Source organism: Paenibacillus albicereus (genome assembly GCF_012676905.1).
Classification (GTDB): Bacteria; Bacillota; Bacilli; order Paenibacillales; family Paenibacillaceae; genus Paenibacillus_O; species Paenibacillus_O albicereus.
In genome coordinates this window covers 4,790,843-4,811,353 of record NZ_CP051428.1, presented here as the reverse complement: position 1 = coordinate 4,811,353, position 20,511 = coordinate 4,790,843, and the positions used below count along the sequence as shown (strand labels likewise).

At 65.4% G+C, this 20,511-nt stretch carries 19 protein-coding genes and 2 riboswitches; of the genes, 15 read left to right on the top strand and 4 right to left on the bottom strand.

The genetic code is table 11. The annotated features are described in order from the left end of the window. Positions 1 to 158: 158 nt before the first annotated feature. The 3 genes from HGI30_RS21505 to HGI30_RS21495 all read right to left on the bottom strand — a co-directional run bounded on the left by HGI30_RS21505 (position 159) and on the right by HGI30_RS21495 (position 3,625). Positions 159 to 692, bottom strand: a complete 534-nt coding sequence (locus tag HGI30_RS21505; protein ID WP_168909377.1) for a DoxX family membrane protein — start codon at positions 690 to 692, stop codon at positions 159 to 161. A gap of 326 nt (positions 693 to 1,018) precedes the next feature. Continuing rightward, complete coding sequence (locus HGI30_RS21500) at positions 1,019 to 2,362, bottom strand: 5'-deoxyadenosine deaminase (RefSeq protein WP_168909376.1); 1,344 nt, start codon at positions 2,360 to 2,362, stop codon at positions 1,019 to 1,021. 44 nt (positions 2,363 to 2,406) lie between these two features. Beyond that, positions 2,407 to 2,505, bottom strand: a riboswitch (purine riboswitch). Next, entirely contained in the window at positions 2,498 to 3,625 is a 1,128-nt protein-coding gene (locus tag HGI30_RS21495) for a hypothetical protein (protein ID WP_168909375.1), read from the bottom strand. (Overlaps the previous riboswitch by 8 nt.) 212 nt (positions 3,626 to 3,837) lie before the next feature. Between HGI30_RS21495 and HGI30_RS21490 the strand changes: the two genes are divergently transcribed. From HGI30_RS21490 to HGI30_RS21480, 3 genes are all read left to right on the top strand, one after another. Next, positions 3,838 to 3,999 (top strand): hypothetical protein, encoded by a 162-nt coding sequence (locus HGI30_RS21490; protein ID WP_168909374.1) that lies wholly within the window; start codon positions 3,838 to 3,840, stop codon positions 3,997 to 3,999. Positions 4,000 to 4,165: 166 nt separating this feature from the next. Further along, entirely contained in the window at positions 4,166 to 5,431 is a 1,266-nt protein-coding gene (locus HGI30_RS21485) for a stalk domain-containing protein (RefSeq protein WP_168909373.1), read from the top strand. Between the two features lie 146 nt (positions 5,432 to 5,577). Further along, the gene (locus tag HGI30_RS21480; RefSeq protein ID WP_168909372.1) at positions 5,578 to 6,837 is read left to right on the top strand and encodes a molybdopterin-dependent oxidoreductase; all 1,260 of its coding nucleotides are present in this window, start codon (positions 5,578 to 5,580) and stop codon (positions 6,835 to 6,837) included. A 57-nt stretch (positions 6,838 to 6,894) separates the two neighbouring features. On the opposite strand, the gene HGI30_RS21475 is transcribed toward HGI30_RS21480, so the two are convergent. Further along, a complete protein-coding gene (locus HGI30_RS21475; protein ID WP_235680236.1) occupies positions 6,895 to 7,680 on the bottom strand; it encodes a YHYH domain-containing protein in 786 nt (261 codons plus the stop codon). Positions 7,681 to 8,045: 365 nt separating this feature from the next. Between HGI30_RS21475 and HGI30_RS21470 the strand changes: the two genes are divergently transcribed. The 12 genes from HGI30_RS21470 (at position 8,046) to upp (ending at position 20,508) form a co-directional block, all read left to right on the top strand. Continuing rightward, the gene (locus tag HGI30_RS21470) at positions 8,046 to 9,074 is read left to right on the top strand and encodes a DUF6612 family protein (protein ID WP_168909371.1); all 1,029 of its coding nucleotides are present in this window, start codon (positions 8,046 to 8,048) and stop codon (positions 9,072 to 9,074) included. 89 nt (positions 9,075 to 9,163) lie between these two features. Continuing rightward, a complete protein-coding gene (locus tag HGI30_RS21465) occupies positions 9,164 to 9,385 on the top strand; it encodes a hypothetical protein (RefSeq protein WP_168909370.1) in 222 nt (73 codons plus the stop codon). Between the two features lie 78 nt (positions 9,386 to 9,463). Then, on the top strand, positions 9,464 to 10,564 hold the full coding sequence (gene ychF / locus HGI30_RS21460) for a redox-regulated ATPase YchF (RefSeq protein WP_168909369.1): 1,101 nt from the start codon (positions 9,464 to 9,466) through the stop codon (positions 10,562 to 10,564). A gap of 165 nt (positions 10,565 to 10,729) precedes the next feature. After that, complete coding sequence (gene prfA, locus HGI30_RS21455) at positions 10,730 to 11,803, top strand: peptide chain release factor 1 (protein WP_168909368.1); 1,074 nt, start codon at positions 10,730 to 10,732, stop codon at positions 11,801 to 11,803. 221 nt (positions 11,804 to 12,024) lie between these two features. Then, positions 12,025 to 13,095 (top strand): peptide chain release factor N(5)-glutamine methyltransferase, encoded by a 1,071-nt coding sequence (prmC, locus tag HGI30_RS21450; protein WP_168909367.1) that lies wholly within the window; start codon positions 12,025 to 12,027, stop codon positions 13,093 to 13,095. A gap of 169 nt (positions 13,096 to 13,264) precedes the next feature. After that, the gene (gene spoIIR / locus HGI30_RS21445) at positions 13,265 to 14,029 is read left to right on the top strand and encodes a stage II sporulation protein R (RefSeq protein ID WP_168909366.1); all 765 of its coding nucleotides are present in this window, start codon (positions 13,265 to 13,267) and stop codon (positions 14,027 to 14,029) included. A gap of 225 nt (positions 14,030 to 14,254) precedes the next feature. After that, positions 14,255 to 15,400: an L-threonylcarbamoyladenylate synthase gene (locus tag HGI30_RS21440; protein ID WP_168909365.1), complete on the top strand. Its 1,146-nt coding sequence runs from the start codon at positions 14,255 to 14,257 to the stop codon at positions 15,398 to 15,400. A gap of 764 nt (positions 15,401 to 16,164) precedes the next feature. Next, on the top strand, positions 16,165 to 16,734 hold the full coding sequence (locus HGI30_RS21435; RefSeq protein WP_168909364.1) for a manganese efflux pump MntP: 570 nt from the start codon (positions 16,165 to 16,167) through the stop codon (positions 16,732 to 16,734). Between the two features lie 33 nt (positions 16,735 to 16,767). After that, positions 16,768 to 17,349 carry a low molecular weight protein arginine phosphatase gene (locus HGI30_RS21430; protein ID WP_168909363.1) on the top strand — a complete coding sequence of 194 codons (582 nt, stop codon included), beginning with the start codon at positions 16,768 to 16,770 and terminating at the stop codon, positions 17,347 to 17,349. 195 nt (positions 17,350 to 17,544) lie between these two features. Beyond that, a riboswitch (ZMP/ZTP riboswitch) is annotated at positions 17,545 to 17,626 on the top strand. Between the two features lie 121 nt (positions 17,627 to 17,747). After that, positions 17,748 to 18,344 carry a TIGR01440 family protein gene (locus tag HGI30_RS21425; protein ID WP_168909362.1) on the top strand — a complete coding sequence of 199 codons (597 nt, stop codon included), beginning with the start codon at positions 17,748 to 17,750 and terminating at the stop codon, positions 18,342 to 18,344. A gap of 42 nt (positions 18,345 to 18,386) precedes the next feature. Further along, complete coding sequence (locus HGI30_RS21420) at positions 18,387 to 19,634, top strand: serine hydroxymethyltransferase (protein ID WP_168909361.1); 1,248 nt, start codon at positions 18,387 to 18,389, stop codon at positions 19,632 to 19,634. Positions 19,635 to 19,878: 244 nt separating this feature from the next. Beyond that, positions 19,879 to 20,508, top strand: a complete 630-nt coding sequence (upp, locus tag HGI30_RS21415; protein WP_168909360.1) for a uracil phosphoribosyltransferase — start codon at positions 19,879 to 19,881, stop codon at positions 20,506 to 20,508. Positions 20,509 to 20,511: the final 3 nt, after the last annotated feature.

Below are 20,511 nucleotides of genomic sequence, written 5' to 3'. Positions count from 1 at the left end.
GGCAGCAGCGCCGCCGTGCGACGGCTCCAGCCGAGCTCGGCGGACGGAAGCTCCGCCTGCGACATGCCAAGCCCCTGCGGTACGCCTTGAGGCGACCGCAGGGGCTTTTTTTGCTTTGCTTAGCTGCTCGATCCGCTAAGCGGCAAAGAACGCCGCGCTCAAGATGCCGTGCCTGACGCTGCGGCGGACGACGGTCGGGCTTTGCCGGGCCGAAGCGCGGCGAGCCGCGGCAGGACGAGCGGATCGAGGCCGAAGCGCCCGGCATTGCGGCCGCCCGTCAAGATCAGGAAGCCGATCAGGATCAGCCATGGGTTGAGGCTGAGCGCGCCGGCGAACAAGAACGAAAAATTCATGACGAGGCCGAAAAACGCCCCCGCCGTCGTGAACAGGCCGAGCAGCAGCGACAGGCCGACGAGCAGCTCGCCCCAGCTGACGAGCAGGCTGAACAGCCCCATCTGCGGCGATACGAAATGTTTTAGGAACGAGACATAGGTCGGATAAAGCGCCTCGTTCGTGCCGCTGCGCAAGACGGGATTCGCGATCGCATTCTGCACGAAGCCGCCGGCGCTGAAGGCTTCGTCGCCGGTCAGCTTGCCCCAACCGGCGCTTGTCCATTTCCATCCTGCGTACAGGCGCAGCAGCAGCAGCGCCGCAGCTGCCGCCAGATTGGTTCTCCACCATTGAAATGCCATGAAAAGTCCCCTTTCGATCTGCGGCAAGCAAGCCGCGATGTCTTTCACCCCCGGAGGGCCGCCTCCCTGGTCCTCACCTCCATGGGCTTCATCGTATCATCGAGGCGCAGGGAGACAGGACGGGGAAAAAGCTCGGATTTCGGGTGGAATTTTATTCATATCGCCGGTTGGAAGTGCGAGAATTGTCGAAATTGACTCCGTGTATAGCGATATTTGATCCACGAAGACGCAAAAAGCCCGCCGTTAGGGCGGGCCCTTAAATCCTTCAGCTTCATCCGACCCCGAGCAGGCGCCGCAGCCTGGACCGGCTTCAAGCCGGGCGGCTCCTAAGCCTGGATGGGGCTGCGCTTCAGCAGCCGCTTGATCGCGCGGTCGGCCTCCAGCAGCGTCACGTCCTTGTCGACCGTCAGCATGACGCCGCGGTCCATGACGATGCGGCCGTCGACGATCGTCGTCTCGACGTCCGCCCGGGTCGCCGAGTAGACGATGCGGGAGATCGGATCGACGTCGAACGACGGGAACGTGTGGAACTGGTTCAGGTTGAGGATGGCCAGATCGGCCTTCTTGCCGACCTCGAGGCTGCCGATCTCGTCCGCCATGCCGACGGCGCGCGCGCCGCCGATCGTCGCCATGCGGAACACGCTGCGCGCGTCCATCGCCGTCGGGCCGTGGCGCGGCTTGTGGATGAGGGCCGCGAGGCGCATCTCGTTGAACATGTCGAGGTTGTTGTTGCACGGAGCGCCGTCGGCGCCGAGGCTGACGCTGATGCTCGTATCGATCATCTCCGGCACGTCGGCGAAGCCGGAGGCGAGCTTCATGTTGGAGCCCGGACAATGGCTCACATGCACGCCGCGCTCGCGGATGATGCGCTTCTCGTTGTCGTCGAGCCAGATGCAGTGGGCCAGGATGAGGCGGTCCGTCGCCAGCCCGATGTGGTCGAGGTAGGCGATGTTGCGCATGCCGGTCATCTGCTCGACGAGCTCGATCTCCCCCTGGTTCTCCGAGGCGTGCGTATGCACGTTGACCTTGTACTGATCCGACAGGCGGGCGACCTCGCGCAGCAGCTCGTCGGTGCAGCTGATGACGAAGCGCGGCGAGAACGCGTAGCGGATGCGCCCGTTGTCGTGGCCATGCCATTTTTCCAGGAGGTCGACGCTCTCCTGGAGCGACGCTTCCGTCTCCTCCTGCAGCGGCAGCGGGATGTCGGCGCCTTTGCGGTCCATCATCACCTTGCCGGAGAGGGCGCGGATGCCGCTCTTCGCGATCGCCTGGAACGCCGAGTCCGTATGATGGACCGTCTCCATGTCGACGATCGTCGTGGTGCCGCTCTGCAGCAGCTCGCCGAGCCCGAGCATCGCGGAATAATAGATGGAATCCTCGTCATGCGCCGCTTCGAGCGGCCAGATGCGCTTGCGCAGCCAGTCGAGCAGCTCCAGGTCGTCGCCTTTGCCGCGGAACAGCGTCTGGCACAGATGGATGTGCGTCTGGATGAAGCCGGGGATGACGACGCGGCCGCTCGCGTCGATGACGCGGTCCGCCTGGGACGCGTCGAGGTTATGGCCGATCGCCGCGATGCGGTCGCCTCGAATCAGCAGATCGCCGTGCAGGATTTCCTCGGTCCGGTTCATCGTCACGATCTGCGCGTCGCGAATCAGGATCGTATGGGACATGGCTCTACCCACTCCTTCAAAATAAAAAATAGCCGCGAAAAATACGCCAAGGGCCTATTTTTCGTAGCTAGAAATTTACGGTTTCCGGTAGAGACCCTGAGCCCCATTGCTCAGGATATACGAAAGGTTGCGCATTTATGCGGTTGTGGAACCAGGATACTGTACGAGCAGGGCAGCTGTCAAGGGAGTGTGAGCTAAGCTGACGCTGATGGCGGGAGCTCCGGCGTCGGGGCGGGAAGCGCCGGATGGAGCATCGGAATAGCCGTCCCGTCCCGCCCAGGCGTAGAGGACGAGCAGCAGCCCGAGCAGCGCGAAGAAGCTGGCCGTCGTCAGGGCGCAGCGCGCCGCGAGCGAAGAAGCCCAGGCGGAGGAGGGAGGCGTCCACGCCGGCTTGAAGGAGCGCGTGTCGCGCATCAGGAAGACGATCAGGATGGCATGCACGATCAGATGGCCGATGACCTCCGTGGCGCCGAACACCGAGGCCGTCGTCGCGAAGATCGCGCTCAGCAGCAGGGCGGCCGCGCGGTTGAGCAGGCCGGTTAGGAGAGCCCAGCCGAGCGCGAATTCGATGAGGGCGCTGAGGAGCACGAAGTCGCCGGGCGCGAAGCCGAACGTCGGCAAGCGGTAGGCTGCCAGCAGCGACTCGCTCAGCTCCGGCATCGTCAGCTTTTCCATCGCGAGCCAGCACAGCGAGAACCCCGTCGTCAGGTAAAGCGGCAGGAGCGGGGGCAGGACGAGCCGCTTGCCGAGCGGGCTGACGGCGATCAGGACGTAGATGAGGCCGAGGTAGAATGCATAGTCGAGCGTGTGGAAAAGGCCGTATTGCGCGACGGCCGTCGCATACAGCGCCGCCAGCGCCGCCGCGCTTGCCGGGAAGAGCCTCCGGTGCAGGAGGCCGCCGAGCGCGGCCGCCGTCAGGCCGTGCACCCAGGGAGAGCCGGGCACGAACACCGGCACGAGGTAGACGCCGTACAGCAGTTGCAGCAGCAGGCCGGCGGCGAGGCCGGCGCGCAGGACGGCGAGCTGGGAGGCGGAGGGTCCGCCGGCCGAGCGTTCCCCGGGAGTCAGCCGCGGGCGGGCTCGCTCCAGCCGGCTGCTGAGCGCGGCCAAGGCGGTCAGGACGGCCGCGGTGAAGGCCGACCAGGCCAGGAACGCAGGCGTGAGCACGGCTCGGGGCAGCAGCGGATGCGAACCCTGTCCGCAGGCGAACCATTTGACATGGAGGAAGGGCGGCAGGAGGTCGAAAGCCATCGTAGGAAGCATGCAGGTCTCCTTTGCGATATCGTCTTTATGAGTCGAGAGTATCGGCAAACAGAGATCATTGTATCACCATGAAATGGATAAAGATGCTCGTTCATACATATTTACACCCTCATGGAGTGAAATCTTCCCCTCCGGCTCGAGCGTCAGGGCAGCGGGATGCGGGTAAGGAGGAGCAACAAGCATTCTTGATCTCAGACAGGGGGAATCACATCATGCCGTTTCTGGCCGTTCTTCTTATTCTCGTCGGATTGTTCTTCGGCATCGGCGGGCTGTTCGACCTGTTCGTCGGCTCGCTGAAGCTGGTGTTTTATGTCATCGCCATCCTCTTCCTTGGCGGCGGCATCATGATGCTGCTCCGCAAGATCCGCAGCTGACCCGGCTGCTCCCTTCCCTGGGACCGCCCGGCAAAAAAAAGCCGCCTGCGCCGCTTTGACGGCGCGGGCGGCTTTTTTTGTTGCCAGGACGATCCAATGTATCCATCTCGAAATCCGCGATGATAGAATAGGAGGGAAGATGGTAGACGAGAGGAGCCGATCATAGATGAGTCAAAAGGGACAAGCCGCTTGGGCGGCGAAGCTGGGCCTGGCCGCCCTGCTGCTGGCCGCGCCCGGCCTTGCCGGAGCTGCCCCGGCATCGGCCGCGCAGCCGGCTGCGGGCGAAGCCTTCCAGCTGGTGGCGCTGGGCGATTCCATTACGGCCGGGTTCGAGCCCAAGGTCGATTATGCGAAGGAGCTGCCTTACGGCTATGCGGACCGTCTGTACGAGCAGTCGCTGCTTCATGGACGTGCCTCGCTGTCCAACTACGGCATCGTCGGCTTGAAGACCGAGGGGCTGAAAGCGTTCGCCCAGGCGGTGGCCGCAGGCCAGGCGATCGCCGGAGAGGCGATCCAGGCCGGGCTGCCGGACTATCGCGCGGACGAGTTCGGACGGAAGGCGGCCGGCATCCGCGCCGAGCTGGCCGGCGCCGATGCGGTCGCGGTCACGATCGGAGGCAATGACGTCTCCTCGCTGCTGAACGATGCCGCCTCCATGACGGACGAGGCGCTGAGCGCCAAGGTCGCCGAGCTGCTGGCGCAGTACAACGCCAACGTCACGGCCGCGCTCGACGCGCTGCTGACGGTCAATCCGTCGCTGCGCGTCTTCATCGCGGATCAATACCAGCCGGTGCCGATGCTGGGGGGCAAGGACCTGTACGCCAAGCTGAACCAGGCGACGGCCGCGTTCACCGCCAACCTCGACCAGCTGGCCGCCGGCTACAAGGCCAAAGGGTCGAACGTGACGGCGGTTCATGTCGCGGACGACTTCGCCGGACGCGAAGGCATGCTGACGCATATGGTGTCGGCGCGCGACTTCCATCCGACCCAGGCCGGCTACGGCGTCATCGCCGCCGAGTTCGGCCGGGCGGTGTGGGGCTCCTATGCGGAGCTGACCGCTCCGGAGGCCGGCGCGCCGATGAGCATCTACGTCTCCGGCAAGGCCCTGAACACGCCGTACAAGCCGGTGCTCAAGCAAAGCGTCAACTATGTGGCCATCCAGGACATCGTGAACGCCGTCGGCGCGAAGACCGTATGGGACGCCAAGACGTCGACCGCCGCCATCAAGTACGGCTCCCGCACGGTCGGCGTGAAGCTCGGCTCGCCTACGGTGACCGTAGACGGCGCGGCCGTGCCGGTCAGCTCCCCTGCCTACATGCAGAAGGTCGGCGCCGAAGGCAAGACGTATGTGCCGCTGGCGACCGTTGCCCAGGGGCTCGGCTTCTCCGTCGTCTACAGCGCGAAGCTGAAGACGGTGTTCATCAACCCGTAGCGCGATCGGCTCCAGGACGAGCCGCCTGCCCCGCTCTCCGACATCGGACCAGGCGGGGCAGGCTTTTTTTTGACGGCTGATCCGATTCGGGCCGCGCGTCGTTGTCCAACATGAACAAGAGGAAGCGCCGGAAGGAGAGGGTGGACATGCCGGGAACGGAAAAGGGATGGCTCGCCGCCTGGCGGAGGAAGCACGGCCGGAAGCTCGCCTGGCTCCACTCGTGGAACGGCTGGCTCGTGCTGCTGCTCGCCTTGAGCGGGCTCATGCTGCTGGGAGGCTGGTGGAGGGGCGTGCTCGGCGAGGGCCGGGTTTGGCTGAAGGGGGTCCATATCGCGGCTGGCGTCGCGCTGCTGCTGCCGATATTCGGCTATGTGCTGCTGCTGCCCAAGCACTGGCGGCAGCTGCGCGGCAAGCCCGGGCAGCGGGCCAACGTCGCGTTCGTGCTGGCCTTGCTGGCCGGCTGGATCGTCTCCGGCCTCGTGCTGTGGGGGCATCGCCTGTTCGGGCCGGGCTGGGCCAACCCTGCCCTGCTCGTCCATGACGCGCTGACGTGGGTCGGCTTGCCGTACATCCTTTACCACTCCATCACGCGGCTCAAATGGCTCAAGGAGCCGGCCCGCCGCACGGTGAAGCCGGACGTGAGCGGCTCGGCTAGCCGCGGCGGCCTTCATCCCGCCGCTTCCCCGTCGCCGCTGCTCACCCGTCGCGCCTTCCTGCGCGGGGCGATCGGGGCCGGACTGGCGGTCGCCGCAGGGCCGTCGTTCCTGCACTGGGCCGGCCGCGCGCTCGGCGCCATCGGCGGAAGCTCGTCGGCCGAGCTGGCCGCGCAGGACGGCAACCGGCTGCTGCCGGCGCCGCAGCCGCAGCCGGACTCGATTCCTTTGCCCGGAGGCGGGGCGAAAGGGACTTTCCGCGTCTATACCGTCACGCCGCTGCCGACGTTCTCCAACGCGGACTGGTCGTTCCGCGTCGACGGCCTCGTCGAGCGGCCGGAGAGCTGGACGTGGGAGCAGTTCGTACGGCTGCCGCGCGACGTGCAGGTGAGCGACTTCCACTGCGTGACGGGATGGTCGGTCTACTCCAACACGTGGGAGGGCATTCCGCTGCGGCGGCTGCTGGAGCAGGCGGGCGTGCGGAGCGGGGCGCGGACGGTGAAATTCTATTCCGGCGACGGCGTCTACACCGACTCGCTGACGCTGGAGCAGGCGATGGAGGCGGATGTGCTCGTCGCCGTGCTCCACGACGGCCGCGCGATCCCGAGCCCGCTCGGCGGTCCCGTCCGTCTCGTCGTCCCCCGCATGTACGCCTACAAGTCGGTCAAGTGGCTCAGCCGGATCGAGCTCATCCCCGGCGACCATACCGGCTACTGGGAGGAGCGCGGCTACAGCAAGGACGCCTGGGTATGAAAAAGCCCTCCTGACGGGAAGGTCCCGTGCAGGAAGGCGGAATAAGGCCTTCAGATCTTATGGGTTCAGGGACAGCTCGATGCTCCAGCTGTCGGCCGAAACGATGCTTGCGCCGGCAATGCCGACTGCATATCGAAGAGGCAGATAATACGCTCCGTCGATCTGGATGGCCTTGAATCCGGAGAATCCTTTGCTTCCATTGATCTTCCGGGTCTGAGCCTCGATGGAGAACAGCGCCTTCTTCTGCTTGATGACGACCACTTTTGTTTTGGACACATCAAGGCTGAGTCCGAAGATGCGGGAGAAGTCCCTCAGCGAAATGTAGTTCGTCTGCTGGAGGCTGACGATGCCTTTGTCCAAGGAGGCGAGTTTTCCGTCCACATAAAGAGAGAGGGAAGGCTCTTCATATTTGGCGCCGCTGTCCGTCGATTTCCGACAGTCCCAGATCCGTTCATAGTAGCGATACTCCGATGAGCTGGAGGTCAGCACATCGTTTACCTTCGTGCAGTGCGCTTGGGGCTTGGCCTCGTTTTCGATGACGCGGATAACCGTCGGGGCTTTTTGGGACGGTGCAGCCGTCGAAGAGGACGAGGAGCTGCCGGAGGAGCTGTCGGAGGAGCCGCCCCCGTTATGGTAATGGTACCCGGTGCACAATCCCTTTCCGATCGATTTCTCGGAGCAGTTGTGCCCTCCGCTGCCGTCGGTTCTTCCGGAGTGAGCCGATGCGGACAAGGGCAGCAACAGCAGGGAGAGGAGGAGAAGCATTGTAACGGCGAGTCCACGAGACTTGTACATAGTTATAAAGACCCCTTTTCTATGTTTTTCTAGTAGATCATATATCATTTCTCTCAAATAGGGAATTATGACAAATATAGCGGCCGCTCCACGCGGGAGCGGCCGCTGTTTTTTGGCTTGCGCCGGTTCGGGCGGACGAGGGAATGCTAGTCCGTCTTCTTCTTTTTCTTGCCGGTGAAGTTGGTCACGGACTTGGCGTCCTCGACGACATCGTTGACGAATTCCATACTTTGGTTCTTTGCATGCATGGAGGCCGTTCCTTTATAGTTACCTTGATGAGTCTTGTTCTCCATCGCTGTTCACCTCCCCTGCCGGTAGTATGGGTCAGCGGGAGGACGAAGATGCAGGCGAGGCCGTACGGCCCTTTGCGGGACAGGCTTGGAGCAGGCTTCATCAGGAAAGGAGAATGCAGCATGAATCCGACACCGATCCCATTCCGCAAGGAACCATTATACGAGAGGACGGCCGCCCGCCGGGCAGCCTACCCGCTGCGCCGTTCGGCGCTTGCCGGCGGACTGCTCGCCCTGATGCTCGCGGCAGGCTGCGCGGGCGGCGGTCAAGACGGAACGGCATCGCCGCAGCCGAGCGCCGGCGCGCCGAAGCAAGCCGCCTCGACGCTCGCCGAGGAAGGAGCGCCGAGCGCCGAGCAGGTGCTCGGGCGCGCGGCCGAGACGATGGCGGATACGAAGAGCCTCGAGCTCTCCATGGAGCTCAAGCAGGACATGGAGACGGACGGGCAGACGACGTCGATGTCGATGACCAACGAGGGGCGCATCATCGTCGAGCCGCTCGCGCTCATGCAGAAGACGGTGAACGACTACATGGGCGAGTCGTCGACGCTCGACTCGTACCTGACCGACAGCGGCTATTATATGTACGATTATTCCAATGAAGCGTGGAGCCGCATGCTCGCCGACGAGGTGCCCAAGATCAAGGCGACGCTGTCCGACTTCCAGATCGCCCCCGCCAAGGAGATCGAGAAGATCGCCGAGCATGCTTCCGCGTTCCGCAGCGGGCGGGAGAACGGCGAGCAGGTGCTTCTCTACGCGGGCAGCGGCAGCGACGAAGCGGCCGAGGCGCTCGTGCGCGACCTGCTGCGCAGCACGATGGGGCTCGACGACATGGAGGCGCGCGTGCGGGATTCCATCGAAGTGAGCGCGCTCGACTACCGCCTCCGCTTCGACGAAGCGACGGGGCGGCTGATCCGGCTGGAAGCGACGGCCGACGTCTCGATCGAGTACGATCCGGGCAATCCGTCTCGCCTCAGCCAGACGTTCACGCTCGATTACGGCGGCTGGAACGAGGCCGAGCCGGTCGTCGTGCCGGAGGAGGCCAAGGATGCCCCCGAGGTGATGCCGGCCGACCAGGGCCTGCTGGACGCTCTCGGCGAGGAAGGACTGGAAGAGCTGGAAGGGCTGCAGGAGCAGCCGGCGGCGCCATAAATTCCCTTTGCATAAGAACATACATTCGCGTATATAATAAATATACGAATGTATGTTCTTTTTTTGACTCGCGAAGGGAGCGGCCCGGGATGAACCTAAGCAAATGGATCGGACGCGACGTGGAATTGATCTATGCGGATGCGGACGGCAGGCTGACGCGCCGCATCGTGCGGCTGACGCGGGTGGACGAAGCCTGGGCGCATGGCTTCGATCGGGAGAAGCGCCTGCCGAGGACGTTCCGGCTCGACGGCATCCTGGCCGCGCATCCGGCAGGCGTCCCCGGGGGCCGGGCCCAGAGGCGGCTCGGCTAGCGCTTATCTTTATCATTGCGCCCGCGTCATGTATAATGGCACCTAGATGATTCAGAGAATGTGAAGGAGTTGTTCCCATTGGCGCTCTCATGCGGCATCGTCGGTCTCCCGAACGTCGGGAAGTCGACGCTTTTCAATGCTATCACCCAGGCGGGAGCCGAGTCCGCCAACTATCCGTTCTGTACGATCGATCCGAACGTCGGCGTCGTGGAAGTGCCCGACGAGCGTCTCGATAAATTGACCGAGCTGGTCGTGCCCAAGCAGACCGTGCCGACCGCCTTTGAATTCGTCGACATCGCGGGCCTCGTGGCCGGCGCGAGCAAGGGCGAGGGACTGGGCAACAAGTTCCTCGCGCATATCCGCGAGGTGGACGCGATCGTCCACGTCGTGCGCTGCTTCCAGGACGAGAACATTACCCACGTCTCCGGGAAGGTCGATCCGCTGGGCGACATCCAGACGATCAACCTCGAGCTGATCCTCGCGGACATCGACTCCGTCGACCGCCGCATCGACCGCTCGCGCAAGAACATGAAGGGCGGCAACAAGCAGTACGCCCAGGAGGTCGAGGTGCTCGAGCGCCTCAAGGCCGCTCTCTACGAGGACCGCGCGGCGCGCAGTGTCGAGCTGACCGAGGAGGAGCACGTGCTCGTGCGCGACCTGCATCTGCTGACGATGAAGCCGGTGCTGTACGCGGCCAACGTGAGCGAGGAAGAAGTGGCGGACGCCGAGGGCAACCCGTACGTCAAGCTCGTGCGCGAGTTCGCCGCGGCCGAGAATGCCGAGGTCGTGCCGATCAGCGCCAAGGTCGAAGCCGAGATCGCCGAGCTCGAGGGCGAGGACAAGGCGATGTTCCTGGAGGAGCTCGGCATGCAGGAGTCCGGCCTGAACCGTCTCATCCGCAGCGCGTACAAGCTGCTCGGCCTGTACACGTACTTCACGGCCGGCGTGCAGGAAGTGCGCGCCTGGACGATCCGCAAAGGCATGAAGGCGCCGCAGGCGGCAGGCGTCATCCACACCGACTTCGAGCGCGGCTTCATCCGCGCCGAGGTCGTCGCCTACGACGAGCTGGTCGCCGCCGGCTCGATGAACGTCGCCCGCGAGCGCGGCCAGCTGCGCCTCGAGGGCAAGGAGTACGTCGTGCAGGACGGCGACGTCATGCACTTCCGCTTCAACGTCTAGGACGGTCCGTGCCGCGCCCGGACGGGACAAGGCCCTGCAGGAGCCCCGGCTCTCGCGGGGCTTTTCGCATGACCGTTTATGTTCTCTTGTCATATATGGTATAATGAAGGGCAAGGCATTTTACGAGAACAATTCGATACGAATTCCATACAGAGGTGAAGTCTGGTGTTGGACCGATTACAGGCGCTGGCCGACCGGTACGATAAGCTGAGCGAGCTGCTGTGCGATCCGGATGTCGCCAGCGATCCCAAGCGGCTGCGCGATCTTTCCAAGGAGCAGTCGGATCTGCAGGGCGCATACGACGCTTATGCGGAATACAAGCAAGTGCATGCCCAGTACGAGGATGCCAAGGCGATGCAGGCGGAGAAGCTCGACGACGAGATGCGCGAGATGGTCAAGATGGAGCTGGAGGAGCTCGGCGAGCGGCTCGAGGAGCTCGCGGAGGAAGTGCGCGTCCTGCTGCTGCCCAAGGACCCCAACGACGACAAGAACGTCATCGTCGAGATCCGCGGCGCGGCCGGCGGCGACGAGGCGGCGCTGTTCGCGTCGGACCTGTACCGCATGTACACCCGCTTCTCGGAGTCCCAGGGCTGGCGCGTCGAGCTGATGGACGCGAGCGAGAGCGATCTCGGCGGCTTCAAGGAAGTCATCTTCAAGGTGTCCGGCAAGGGCGCCTACAGCAAGCTCAAGTTCGAGAGCGGCGCCCATCGCGTGCAGCGCATCCCGGTCACGGAGTCCGGCGGCCGCATCCATACGTCGACGTCGACGGTGGCGGTCATGCCGGAGGTCGAGGAGGTCGAGGTCGAGATTCTCGACAAGGACATCCGCGTCGACACGTTCTGCTCCAGCGGCGCGGGCGGCCAGTCCGTCAACACGACCAAGTCCGCCGTGCGCGTCACGCACGTGCCGACCGGCATCGTGGCGACGTGCCAGGACGGCAAGTCGCAGAACGAGAACAAGGCCAAGGCGCTGCAGGTGCTGCGCGCCCGCATCTACGACATCCATCGCCAGGAAGAGGAAGCGAAGATCGCCGGCGAGCGCAAGAGCAAGGTCGGCACGGGCGACCGCAGCGAGCGCATCCGCACGTACAACTTCCCGCAGAGCCGGGTGACCGATCACCGCATCGGCCTGACGCTGCACCGGCTCGACTCCGTTATGAACGGCGACATGACGGAGATCATCAACTCTCTGTCGGTAGCGGAGCAAGCGGAGCTGCTCGAAAAGGAAAACCTCGCCTGATCGAAGCCGCCGGGCGCCCCGGAGTGAAGGGGAGGCCGGCGGCGGTGCCGGCATGACGTGCCGACGCCGGCCGGAGACGGCCCCGAGCAGGCGCGCAAGCGAAGCGAAGAAGCTCCTCCCGTCCGGGAGGAGCTTCTTTTGGCGGACAGACTTCTTGGAATTCATGGGGCGGAACCGCAGTCGGATCATATGGACAAGCGAAAACGAAAGGGGCGGGGAGCATGGAGCATGGGAGGCCGGCGGACGCAGCGGAGGGCGCAGCGCGTCGAGAGGCGCTGGAGACGGCCCGGGAGCACGAGCTGCCGGAGGGAGCGACGATCGCCGAGGCGAAGCGCCGCGCGGCGGCTTACCTGGCGGGGCTTGGCGTAGACGAGCCGGAGGACAACGTCTCGCTGCTGCTGCAGCATGTGCTCGGACGCAGCCGGACCGAGCTCATGCTCGGGGCGCGGGAGCCTTTCCCTGCCGAGCGGGAAGCGGCGTGGAACGAAGCGATCCGGCGCAAGGGCCGGGGAGAGCCGGCGCAGTATATTGCCGGCGAGCAGTGGTTCTACGGACGGGCGTTCGCCGTGTCGCCGGCCGTGCTCATCCCTCGTCCGGAGACGGAGCTGCTCGTCGAGGCCGTGCTGCAGGCGGCCGACCGGTTGTGGCCGGAGGCGAAAGGCTCTGCCCGCGCGGCCGAGCAGGCGCTGCACGCTGGGCCGCGCGGCCCGGCGGACAACGTCGCTCGCGGCACGGCCCCCGCCGAGGCGGCCGTCGGACCGGTTGCGCTCGATGTCGGCACCGGCAGCGGAGCGATCGCGCTGACGCTGGCGGCCGAGCGTCCGGGCTGGCAGGTGTACGCCTCCGATCTGTCGCCGGCCGCGCTGGCCGTCGCTCGCGCCAATGCGCAGCGGCTTGCCGCCCCGATGCGCGGTTTCGCGGAGGGGGACCTGCTCGCTCCCTTCCTGCCGGACAGCGGCTCGCCCTTCCAAGGGCTTGCGGTCGACATCCTCGTCTCCAATCCGCCCTACATTCCGGCCGCGGACCTGGCTGGGCTGCAGCCGGAGGTGCGGAACTACGAGCCCCGTCTCGCGCTGGACGGCGGGACGGACGGGCTCGATCCGTACCGCCGGATGGCGGAACAGCTGCGCGCCATGGCCGAGCTGCCGCGCCTCGTCGCCTTCGAGCTCGGCATCGGCCAGTCCCGGCAGGTCGCCGGACTGCTGGAGGCGATCGGCGGGTGGGACGACATCCGGATCGTGACCGACTACGGCGGGATCGAGCGTCACGTCGTCGCGACGCGCACCCGCTAGCAGCTCCGCGTCCCGCTCTCGAACGGTCGAGAGCGGGACCTTTTCGTCTATCATTCTCTTTTTTCAGACCGGCGCGTTTAGAAGAGTCGGAGACGGACCATACTGGGGGTAGAAAGCGTTCCGGAACGCAAGCGGCGGTGCCGACGGGTGCCCGAGAGGAGCTTGTGTCATGCTTGGATCATCCCTTTCCTATTCTTCCGTCTCTCGCACTCCTTCCTATTCTTCCGTCCGTCGTCCTTATGCCGCCGCGCCGCATGCGTACCGCTTCCCGTTCCGCCTCTCCCATCTGTATCTGCTCGTCAGCCTGGCCGTGCTGCTCATGAGCTGGGAGTCCGTGCGGGAAAACGCGGCGATCGCGCCAGGCGGCATCCCGAACGAAGCGATCCGCCTGCGCATTCTCGCCAATTCGGATTCGGCGGTCGATCAAGCCGTCAAGCGCGCCGTCCGCGATGCGGTCGTAGCCGAGATGAACGGCTGGGCCGCCGGTCCGCAGACGATCGAGCAAGCCCGCGCGGCGCTCCAGGCCCGCATGGGCGACATCGAAGCGGTCGTGGCCCGGAAGCTGCAAGCGCGCGGCTTCGACTACGGCTTCAAGGCCGAGCTCGGACTCGCGGAATTTCCGACCAAGATTTATGGGGAGAAGGTCTATCCCGCCGGCGATTACGAAGCGCTGCGCATCACGCTCGGCGAAGGCGCCGGACAGAACTGGTGGTGCGTGCTGTTCCCGCCGCTGTGCTTCGTCGACTCGGACTCCGGCGAGGCGGTGCCGAAGGCGGAAGCGGCCGCTGCCAAGGGCGGAGCCGTGCAGGCGACCGATTCCGTGCAGGACGGCGCAGCGGCGGCAGCAGAGCCGGGCGAGGCACCGCAGGCGAAGTTTTTCGTCTGGGAGCTGCTGGAGTCGCTGTTTTCCTTCCTGCGCGGCCTGTTTGCCTAAGGCAGTCATCGAGAGGAGAGACGGGCACCGCCAACGCGGTGTCCGTCTCTTTTTTGGCCCGAATGGACGCCGAGCCTGGCTTCGTCCTATGCGGGCCGAGGCAGCGGATCGCTTCGGCCTCGCGCGTTGCAGCGCTGCGGCCTTCGATGGCGGCCTTGGACGGAGCCGTGGAGGAAGGGTATACTGATAGCAAGCAAAAAAGCAGCAGATGGATGGGATGATCGCATGTCAGACAAGCTTCACGAAACGATCCGGCCGACGAAGCGCTGGCCCTCTCAGGAAGGGGCGGCGCTGACGGAGGCCGAGCTGAACGAGGCGGCCGCCCTGCTGGCCGCCGGCGGGACGGTCGCGTTTCCGACCGAGACGGTATACGGGCTTGGGGCGGATGCCCGCAGCTCCGAGGCGGTGGAGCAGGTGTTCCGGGCCAAAGGGCGTCCGTCCGACAACCCGCTCATCGTGCACATCGCCGGCATGGAGCAGCTCGTAGGGCTGGTCCGGCCGCTGAACGAGACCGAGCTCCGGCTGGCGGAGCGGTTTTGGCCAGGCCCGCTTACGCTCGTCCTGCGCGCCTTGCCCGGCTCTGTGTCTCCTCGCGTGACCGCAGGACTGGATACGGTCGCCGTGCGCATGCCGGACCATGAGGTGGCGTTGCGGCTCATCCGCGCGGCAGGCTGTCCGGTGGCGGCCCCGAGTGCGAACCGTTCGGGTCGGCCGAGTCCGACGGCGGCGCGGCACGTCCAGGAAGACCTGGCCGGACGCATCTCCGGCATCGTGGACGGCGGGCCGACGGGCGTCGGCCTGGAGTCCACCGTCGCCGAATGCGCCGGCCCCGGCTCGGTCCGCATCCTGCGGCCGGGCGGGGTGACGCCGGAACAGCTGCGCGCGGCGGGGTTCGACGTGCAGCTTGAGGCGGCTCCAGCGGGCGGACACGCGGATCCGGAGCTTGCCTTCCAGACAGGCAGGGATGCTCTCGAGGGCGCGGGCGGGCCCGGCTCCGCTCCGCGCTCGCCCGGCATGAAGTACGCGCATTACGCGCCGCGCGGGGAGATGCGGCTGGTTGCCGGTCCGCGCGAGCGGGTGCGCGCAACGATCCAGGCCGCGGCCGACGAGGCGCGCGGCCACGGCCGGCGGGTCGGCATCCTTGCCTATGAGGAGACGGCGGACGCCTACCGCGCCGACATCGTGCTCGCTTGCGGCTCGCTGGCGGCGCTGGAGACGGCGGCGCAGTCGCTGTACGCCGTCCTGCGCGAGTTCGACGAGCGCGGCGCGGAGCTTATCTGGGCGGAGGGCTGTCCGCCGGACGGCATCGGCCTCGCGTTGATGAATCGATTGTCTAAGGCTGCGGGGGGCAGGGTCGAGCTTCTCGACTGACGTTCCGCAGGCAGCCGAAGGCGAAAAGAGGCAGCGGGGGGCAGGGTCGAGCTTCTCGACTGACGTCCCGCAGGCAGCCGAAGGCGAAAAAAGGCTGCGGGAGGCAGGGTCGAGCTTCTCGACTGACGTCCCGCAGGCAGCCGAAGGCGAAAAGAGGCTGCGGGGGGCAAGGTCGAGCTTCTCGACTGACGTCCCGCAGGCAGCCGAAGGCGAAAAGAGGCAGCGGGGGGCAGGGTCGAGCTTCTCGACTGACGTCCCGCAGGCAGCAGGCTCTGGAGGCGAGCGTGAGCGGAGGGGACGGGGACGGAATCCACTTGGAGAAGCGTCAGCGGTTCCCTTGAAGGCCGGGTTCCTTCCATTTTGAAATCAAGATCAAAGGAACCTGGGCTTCAGCGGAATCGGAAAGTGGATCCGTCCGCGGAGCGGCAATCGCGCAAGGTCTCGGCAACTCCTTACGGAGCGGCAATTGCGCAAGGTCTCGGCAACTCTTCGCGGAGCGGCAATCGCGCAAGGTCTCGGCAACTCTTCGCGGAACGGCAATTGCGCAAGGTCTCGGCAACTCTTCGCGGAGCGGCAATCGCGCAAGGTCTCGGCAACCGTCCGCGGAGCTGAGTTTGCTTCCGATCCCGTCTGCATCCGTATCCGGCCCTCGTCTTCTCCCCTCGGACCGGCGCGCGGAATCGCAGGCCAAGCTAATCATATTCCATTCCCTTGTCCGCATAGGCTGGATAGAACAAGCCATCGGACAAGGGGAGATCGCGACCATGTTGGAAGCTACTCTGCACGAAGGACAGCTGCTTACGCTCCTCATCATGGCGCTCGCGCTCGGGATGGACGCGTTCTCGCTCGGAGTCGGCATCGGCATGCGCGGCATCCGGCTGCTCGACATCCTCAAGCTGAGCGCCGTCATCGGACTGTTCCACGTCCTCATGCCGCTGCTCGGCATCGCAGCGGGACAATACATGAGCCTGCTGCTCGGCCATGTGGCGACGCTGGTGGCCGGGCTGCTGCTGCTTCTGCTGGGAGGGCATATGCTGCTCGCATCGCTTCGGGGCGGGGAGGAGCTGGGCCCATCCTTCGCCGACCACCGCAAGGCGGGCGGCCTGCTGCTGTTCGCGCTCAGCGTGAGCGTGGACTCGTTTTCCGTCGGCATCTCGCTCGGCATGTTCGCCGCCGACGCGCTGATGACCATTCTGCTTTTCGGCCTTGCCGGCGGTCTGATGTCCGTGCTGGGGCTGCTGGCCGGCCGGCGCATCGGCCGCAGCCTCGGCAGCTACGGGGAGGCTGCGGGCGGCGCGATTTTGATGACCTTCGGCATCCTGTTCCTGCTCTAGTCGGGGGTGCCGGGGAAAAGGAGGCTCGATCTGATGAAACCGGTACGCATCCTGGTCGTCTGCACAGGAAATACATGCCGTTCGCCGATGGCCGAAGCGCTGCTGCGCGCCGAGGCCGCGGCCGCAGGCGTCGAGCTCGAGGTGCGCTCTGCCGGCGTGGCGGCTTCCGCGGGCATGCCGATATCCCGCCATGCGCGGGAGGTGCTCCGACGCTCCGGCATCGAGCATGACGGCGTCTCGAAGCCGGTCAGCAAAGACCAGGTCCGCTGGGCGGACCTCATTCTCGCGATGACGGGCTCGCATCGCCGGGCGCTGCTGGGCGCCTATCCGGAGGCGGCGGGCAAGCTGCATACGCTGCTCGAATATGCGGCGGGCGACCGTCTGGCGGAGCTGGACCGTCTGCACGGGGAACGCGAAATGGAGCGATCGCTCGGCCGGCAGCCCGATCCCGGGCTGGAGCTGCGGCTGGCCGAGCTGGAGCGGGCGCTGCGCGGCGGCGGCGACATCGCCGATCCGTTCGGAGGCCCGCTGGAGGAGTACGAGGCCAGCGCGGCGGAAATTCGGGAGGCGGTGCGGGCCGTCTTGCGGCGGCTGAGCGACGGGTCGAAGGACTGAGTCCGGCGTGGCCGAGCTTGTCCCCGCCCACAGCGCTGCTTTTCGCCGTGGTCCCTTCCTCCGCAAAGCCGGCTTGTGCTTGAAAATGAACCTTGCCTTCCGGCTCTTTTCAATATCCCGGGAAGGCGATGGCAGGCAGCTTTCGAGGATTGACAGCCTTCTTTGCGGTAGGCTATGATGAGGGCAAGCAACAACGGTTTCCGATGTGACTGGCGACGAAGTGGGTCCAACCACGATGGAGCATCGGAACATACGGCCGGTCGCCTGGGCAGAGAGCATGCGCGCGATTTTTCGCGCGCAGGGCTCTCTTTTCGTTTTTTTCGGACCTCTCGTCTAAAGGGAAGCCGTTTCGGTATAATAGGACACGAACGGCAACCACGGTCAGGAGGGAAAGCGACATGGACAGCAATGCAGCATCGCCGGAGGCGATCGCTTCCGGCGTCGAGACGCTGATCCGCGAGCTGGCCGCCGGCGGGCGGCTGCTGCCGGGACAGCTGCTCGTCTTCGGCGTCAGCACGAGCGAGGTGCTCGGCCGCAGGATCGGCACTTCCGGCAGCGCCGAAGCGGCCCGGGCGATTTTCGCAGGCATGGAGAAAGCTCGGGCGGACCTCGGCTTCGTGCCGGCGTTCCAATGCTGCGAGCATCTCAACCGGGCGCTCGTGGTGGAGCGGTCTGCCGCCGAGCAGCTCGGGCTGGAGCCGGTGAACGCCGTGCCGGTGCCCGGCGCGGGCGGCTCGATGGCGGCCCACGCATATCGCCGGCTGGCGGACGCCTGCCTGGTCGAGTCGGTGCAGGCGCAGGCGGCCATCGACATCGGCGAGACGCTCATCGGCATGCATCTGAAGCGTGTCGCCGTCCCGGTTCGGCCTTCCGTGCGGACGATCGGCGAGGCGAGGGTGACGATGGCCTATGCTCGCCCCAAGCTCATCGGCGGACCGCGCGCGGTCTACGAGCTTCCGGCGCTAACCGGGCCGGAGACAGGCAGCTGCGACTAGAGGGAAGCAATCATCATTTACCATAGGGAGGATTTTTCGATCATGGACCAACTCCGCAAGCAAGACCCTGAAGTGCTCCAGGCAATGGGACTGGAGCTGCAGCGCCAGCGCGACAACATCGAGCTGATCGCATCCGAGAACATCGTCAGCGAGGCGGTGCTCGAGGCGATGGGCACCGTGCTCACTAACAAGTACGCCGAAGGCTATCCGGGCAAGCGCTACTATGGCGGCTGCGAGCATGTCGACATCGTCGAGGACATCGCGCGCGACCGCGCGAAGGAGCTGTTCGGCGCGGAGCATGCCAACGTACAGCCGCACTCCGGCGCGCAAGCCAACATGGCCGTCTACCTCGCCGCCCTCAAGCCAGGCGACACCGTGCTCGGCATGAACCTCGCCCATGGCGGCCACCTGACCCACGGCAGCCCGGTCAACGCCTCCGGCCTTTACTACAACTTCGTTGCCTACGGCGTCCAGGAAGACAGCTTCACGATCAACTACGACGACCTGCGCAAGGCGGCGTTCAAGCATCGTCCGCGCATGATCGTCGCCGGCGCGAGCGCCTATCCGCGCATCATCGACTTCGAGAAGATCGGCCAGATCGCCAAGGATGTCGGCGCGCTGTTCTTTGTCGACATGGCGCATATCGCCGGCCTCGTGGCGGCAGGCCTGCATCCGAGCCCGGTGCCGCATGCGCACTTCGTCACGACGACGACGCACAAGACGCTGCGCGGACCGCGCGGCGGCCTCATCCTGACGACCAAGGCTTGGGCGGCGGCCATCGACAAGGCGGTCTTCCCGGGCTCCCAGGGCGGACCGCTCATGCACATCATCGCGGCCAAGGCCGTCGCTCTGGGCGAGGCGCTGCAGCCGGAGTTCAAGACGTACGCGCAGAACGTCGTCTCCAACGCCAAGGTGCTGTCCGAGGAGCTGGTCGCGCGCGGCCACAACATCGTGTCCGGCGGCACGGACAATCACCTCATGCTGCTGGATACGCGCGGCCTGAACATCACGGGCAAGGAAGCCGAGCATGTGCTCGACTCCGTCGGCATCACCGTCAACAAAAACGCCATTCCGTTCGATCCGACAAGCCCGTTCGTCACGAGCGGCATCCGCATCGGCACGCCGGCGGCGACGACGCGGGGCATGGACGCCGACGCCATGCGCACGATCGCCGAGGTCATCGATCTGACGCTGCGGAGCCCGCAGGACGAGGCGACGCTGGACAAGGCTCGCGGCATCGTGCGCGACCTGACGGCTCGCTTCCCGCTTTATCCGAGCATCCAATACTAAAAGCTCAAGCCGCTCCGCTGCCCTCCGGCAGCGGTTGCGCCTGCCGCAGGCCCCTCCATCCCCTTCCCGATTCCTCGGAAGGTAGGAGGGGCTGCTTCGGCATGGGGACGGCAGCGGTTCTTTTTAAGGCTTCGTGACGATGCTTGATGCGCCGCCCTGCTGGGAATGCTATAATAGTTGGGATTATCCCCTGGCAAATGCCGGGGACAAGCAAATTCAAGCGAATACCAGGAGGGCAACCCCCATGAGCAATCTGGTCGTCTGTGACCATCCACTCATTCAGCACAAGCTGACGTTCATCCGCGACAAGGACACCAAGACAAAAGACTTCCGCGAGCTTGTCGACGAAGTCGCCACCCTGATGGCGTACGAGATTACGAGGGACATGCCGCTTGACACGATCACCGTCGAGACGCCGGTCGCTACCGCCCAGTCCAAGGTGCTGTCCGGCCGCATGCTGGGCATCGTGCCGATCCTGCGCGCCGGCCTCGGCATGGTCGACGGCATCCTGAAGCTGATTCCCGCCGCCAAGGTGGGCCATATCGGCTTGTCGCGCGACCACGAGACGCTTCAGCCGACCGAATATTACATGAACCTCCCGACGGACGCCACGGAACGGCTGCTCATCGTCGTCGATCCGATGCTGGCGACGGGTGGCTCGGCCAATGCGGCGATCGGCTCGCTCAAGAAGCGCGGCTGCACGCAGATCAAGCTGATGGTGCTCATCGCCTCGCCGGAAGGCGTGCGCGCGGTCCAGGAGGCTCATCCCGACGTGGACATCTATGCCGCCGCCGTCGACGAGAAGCTCAACGAGCTGGGCTACATCATCCCGGGACTCGGAGACGCCGGAGACCGGATGTTCGGCACGAAATAATTT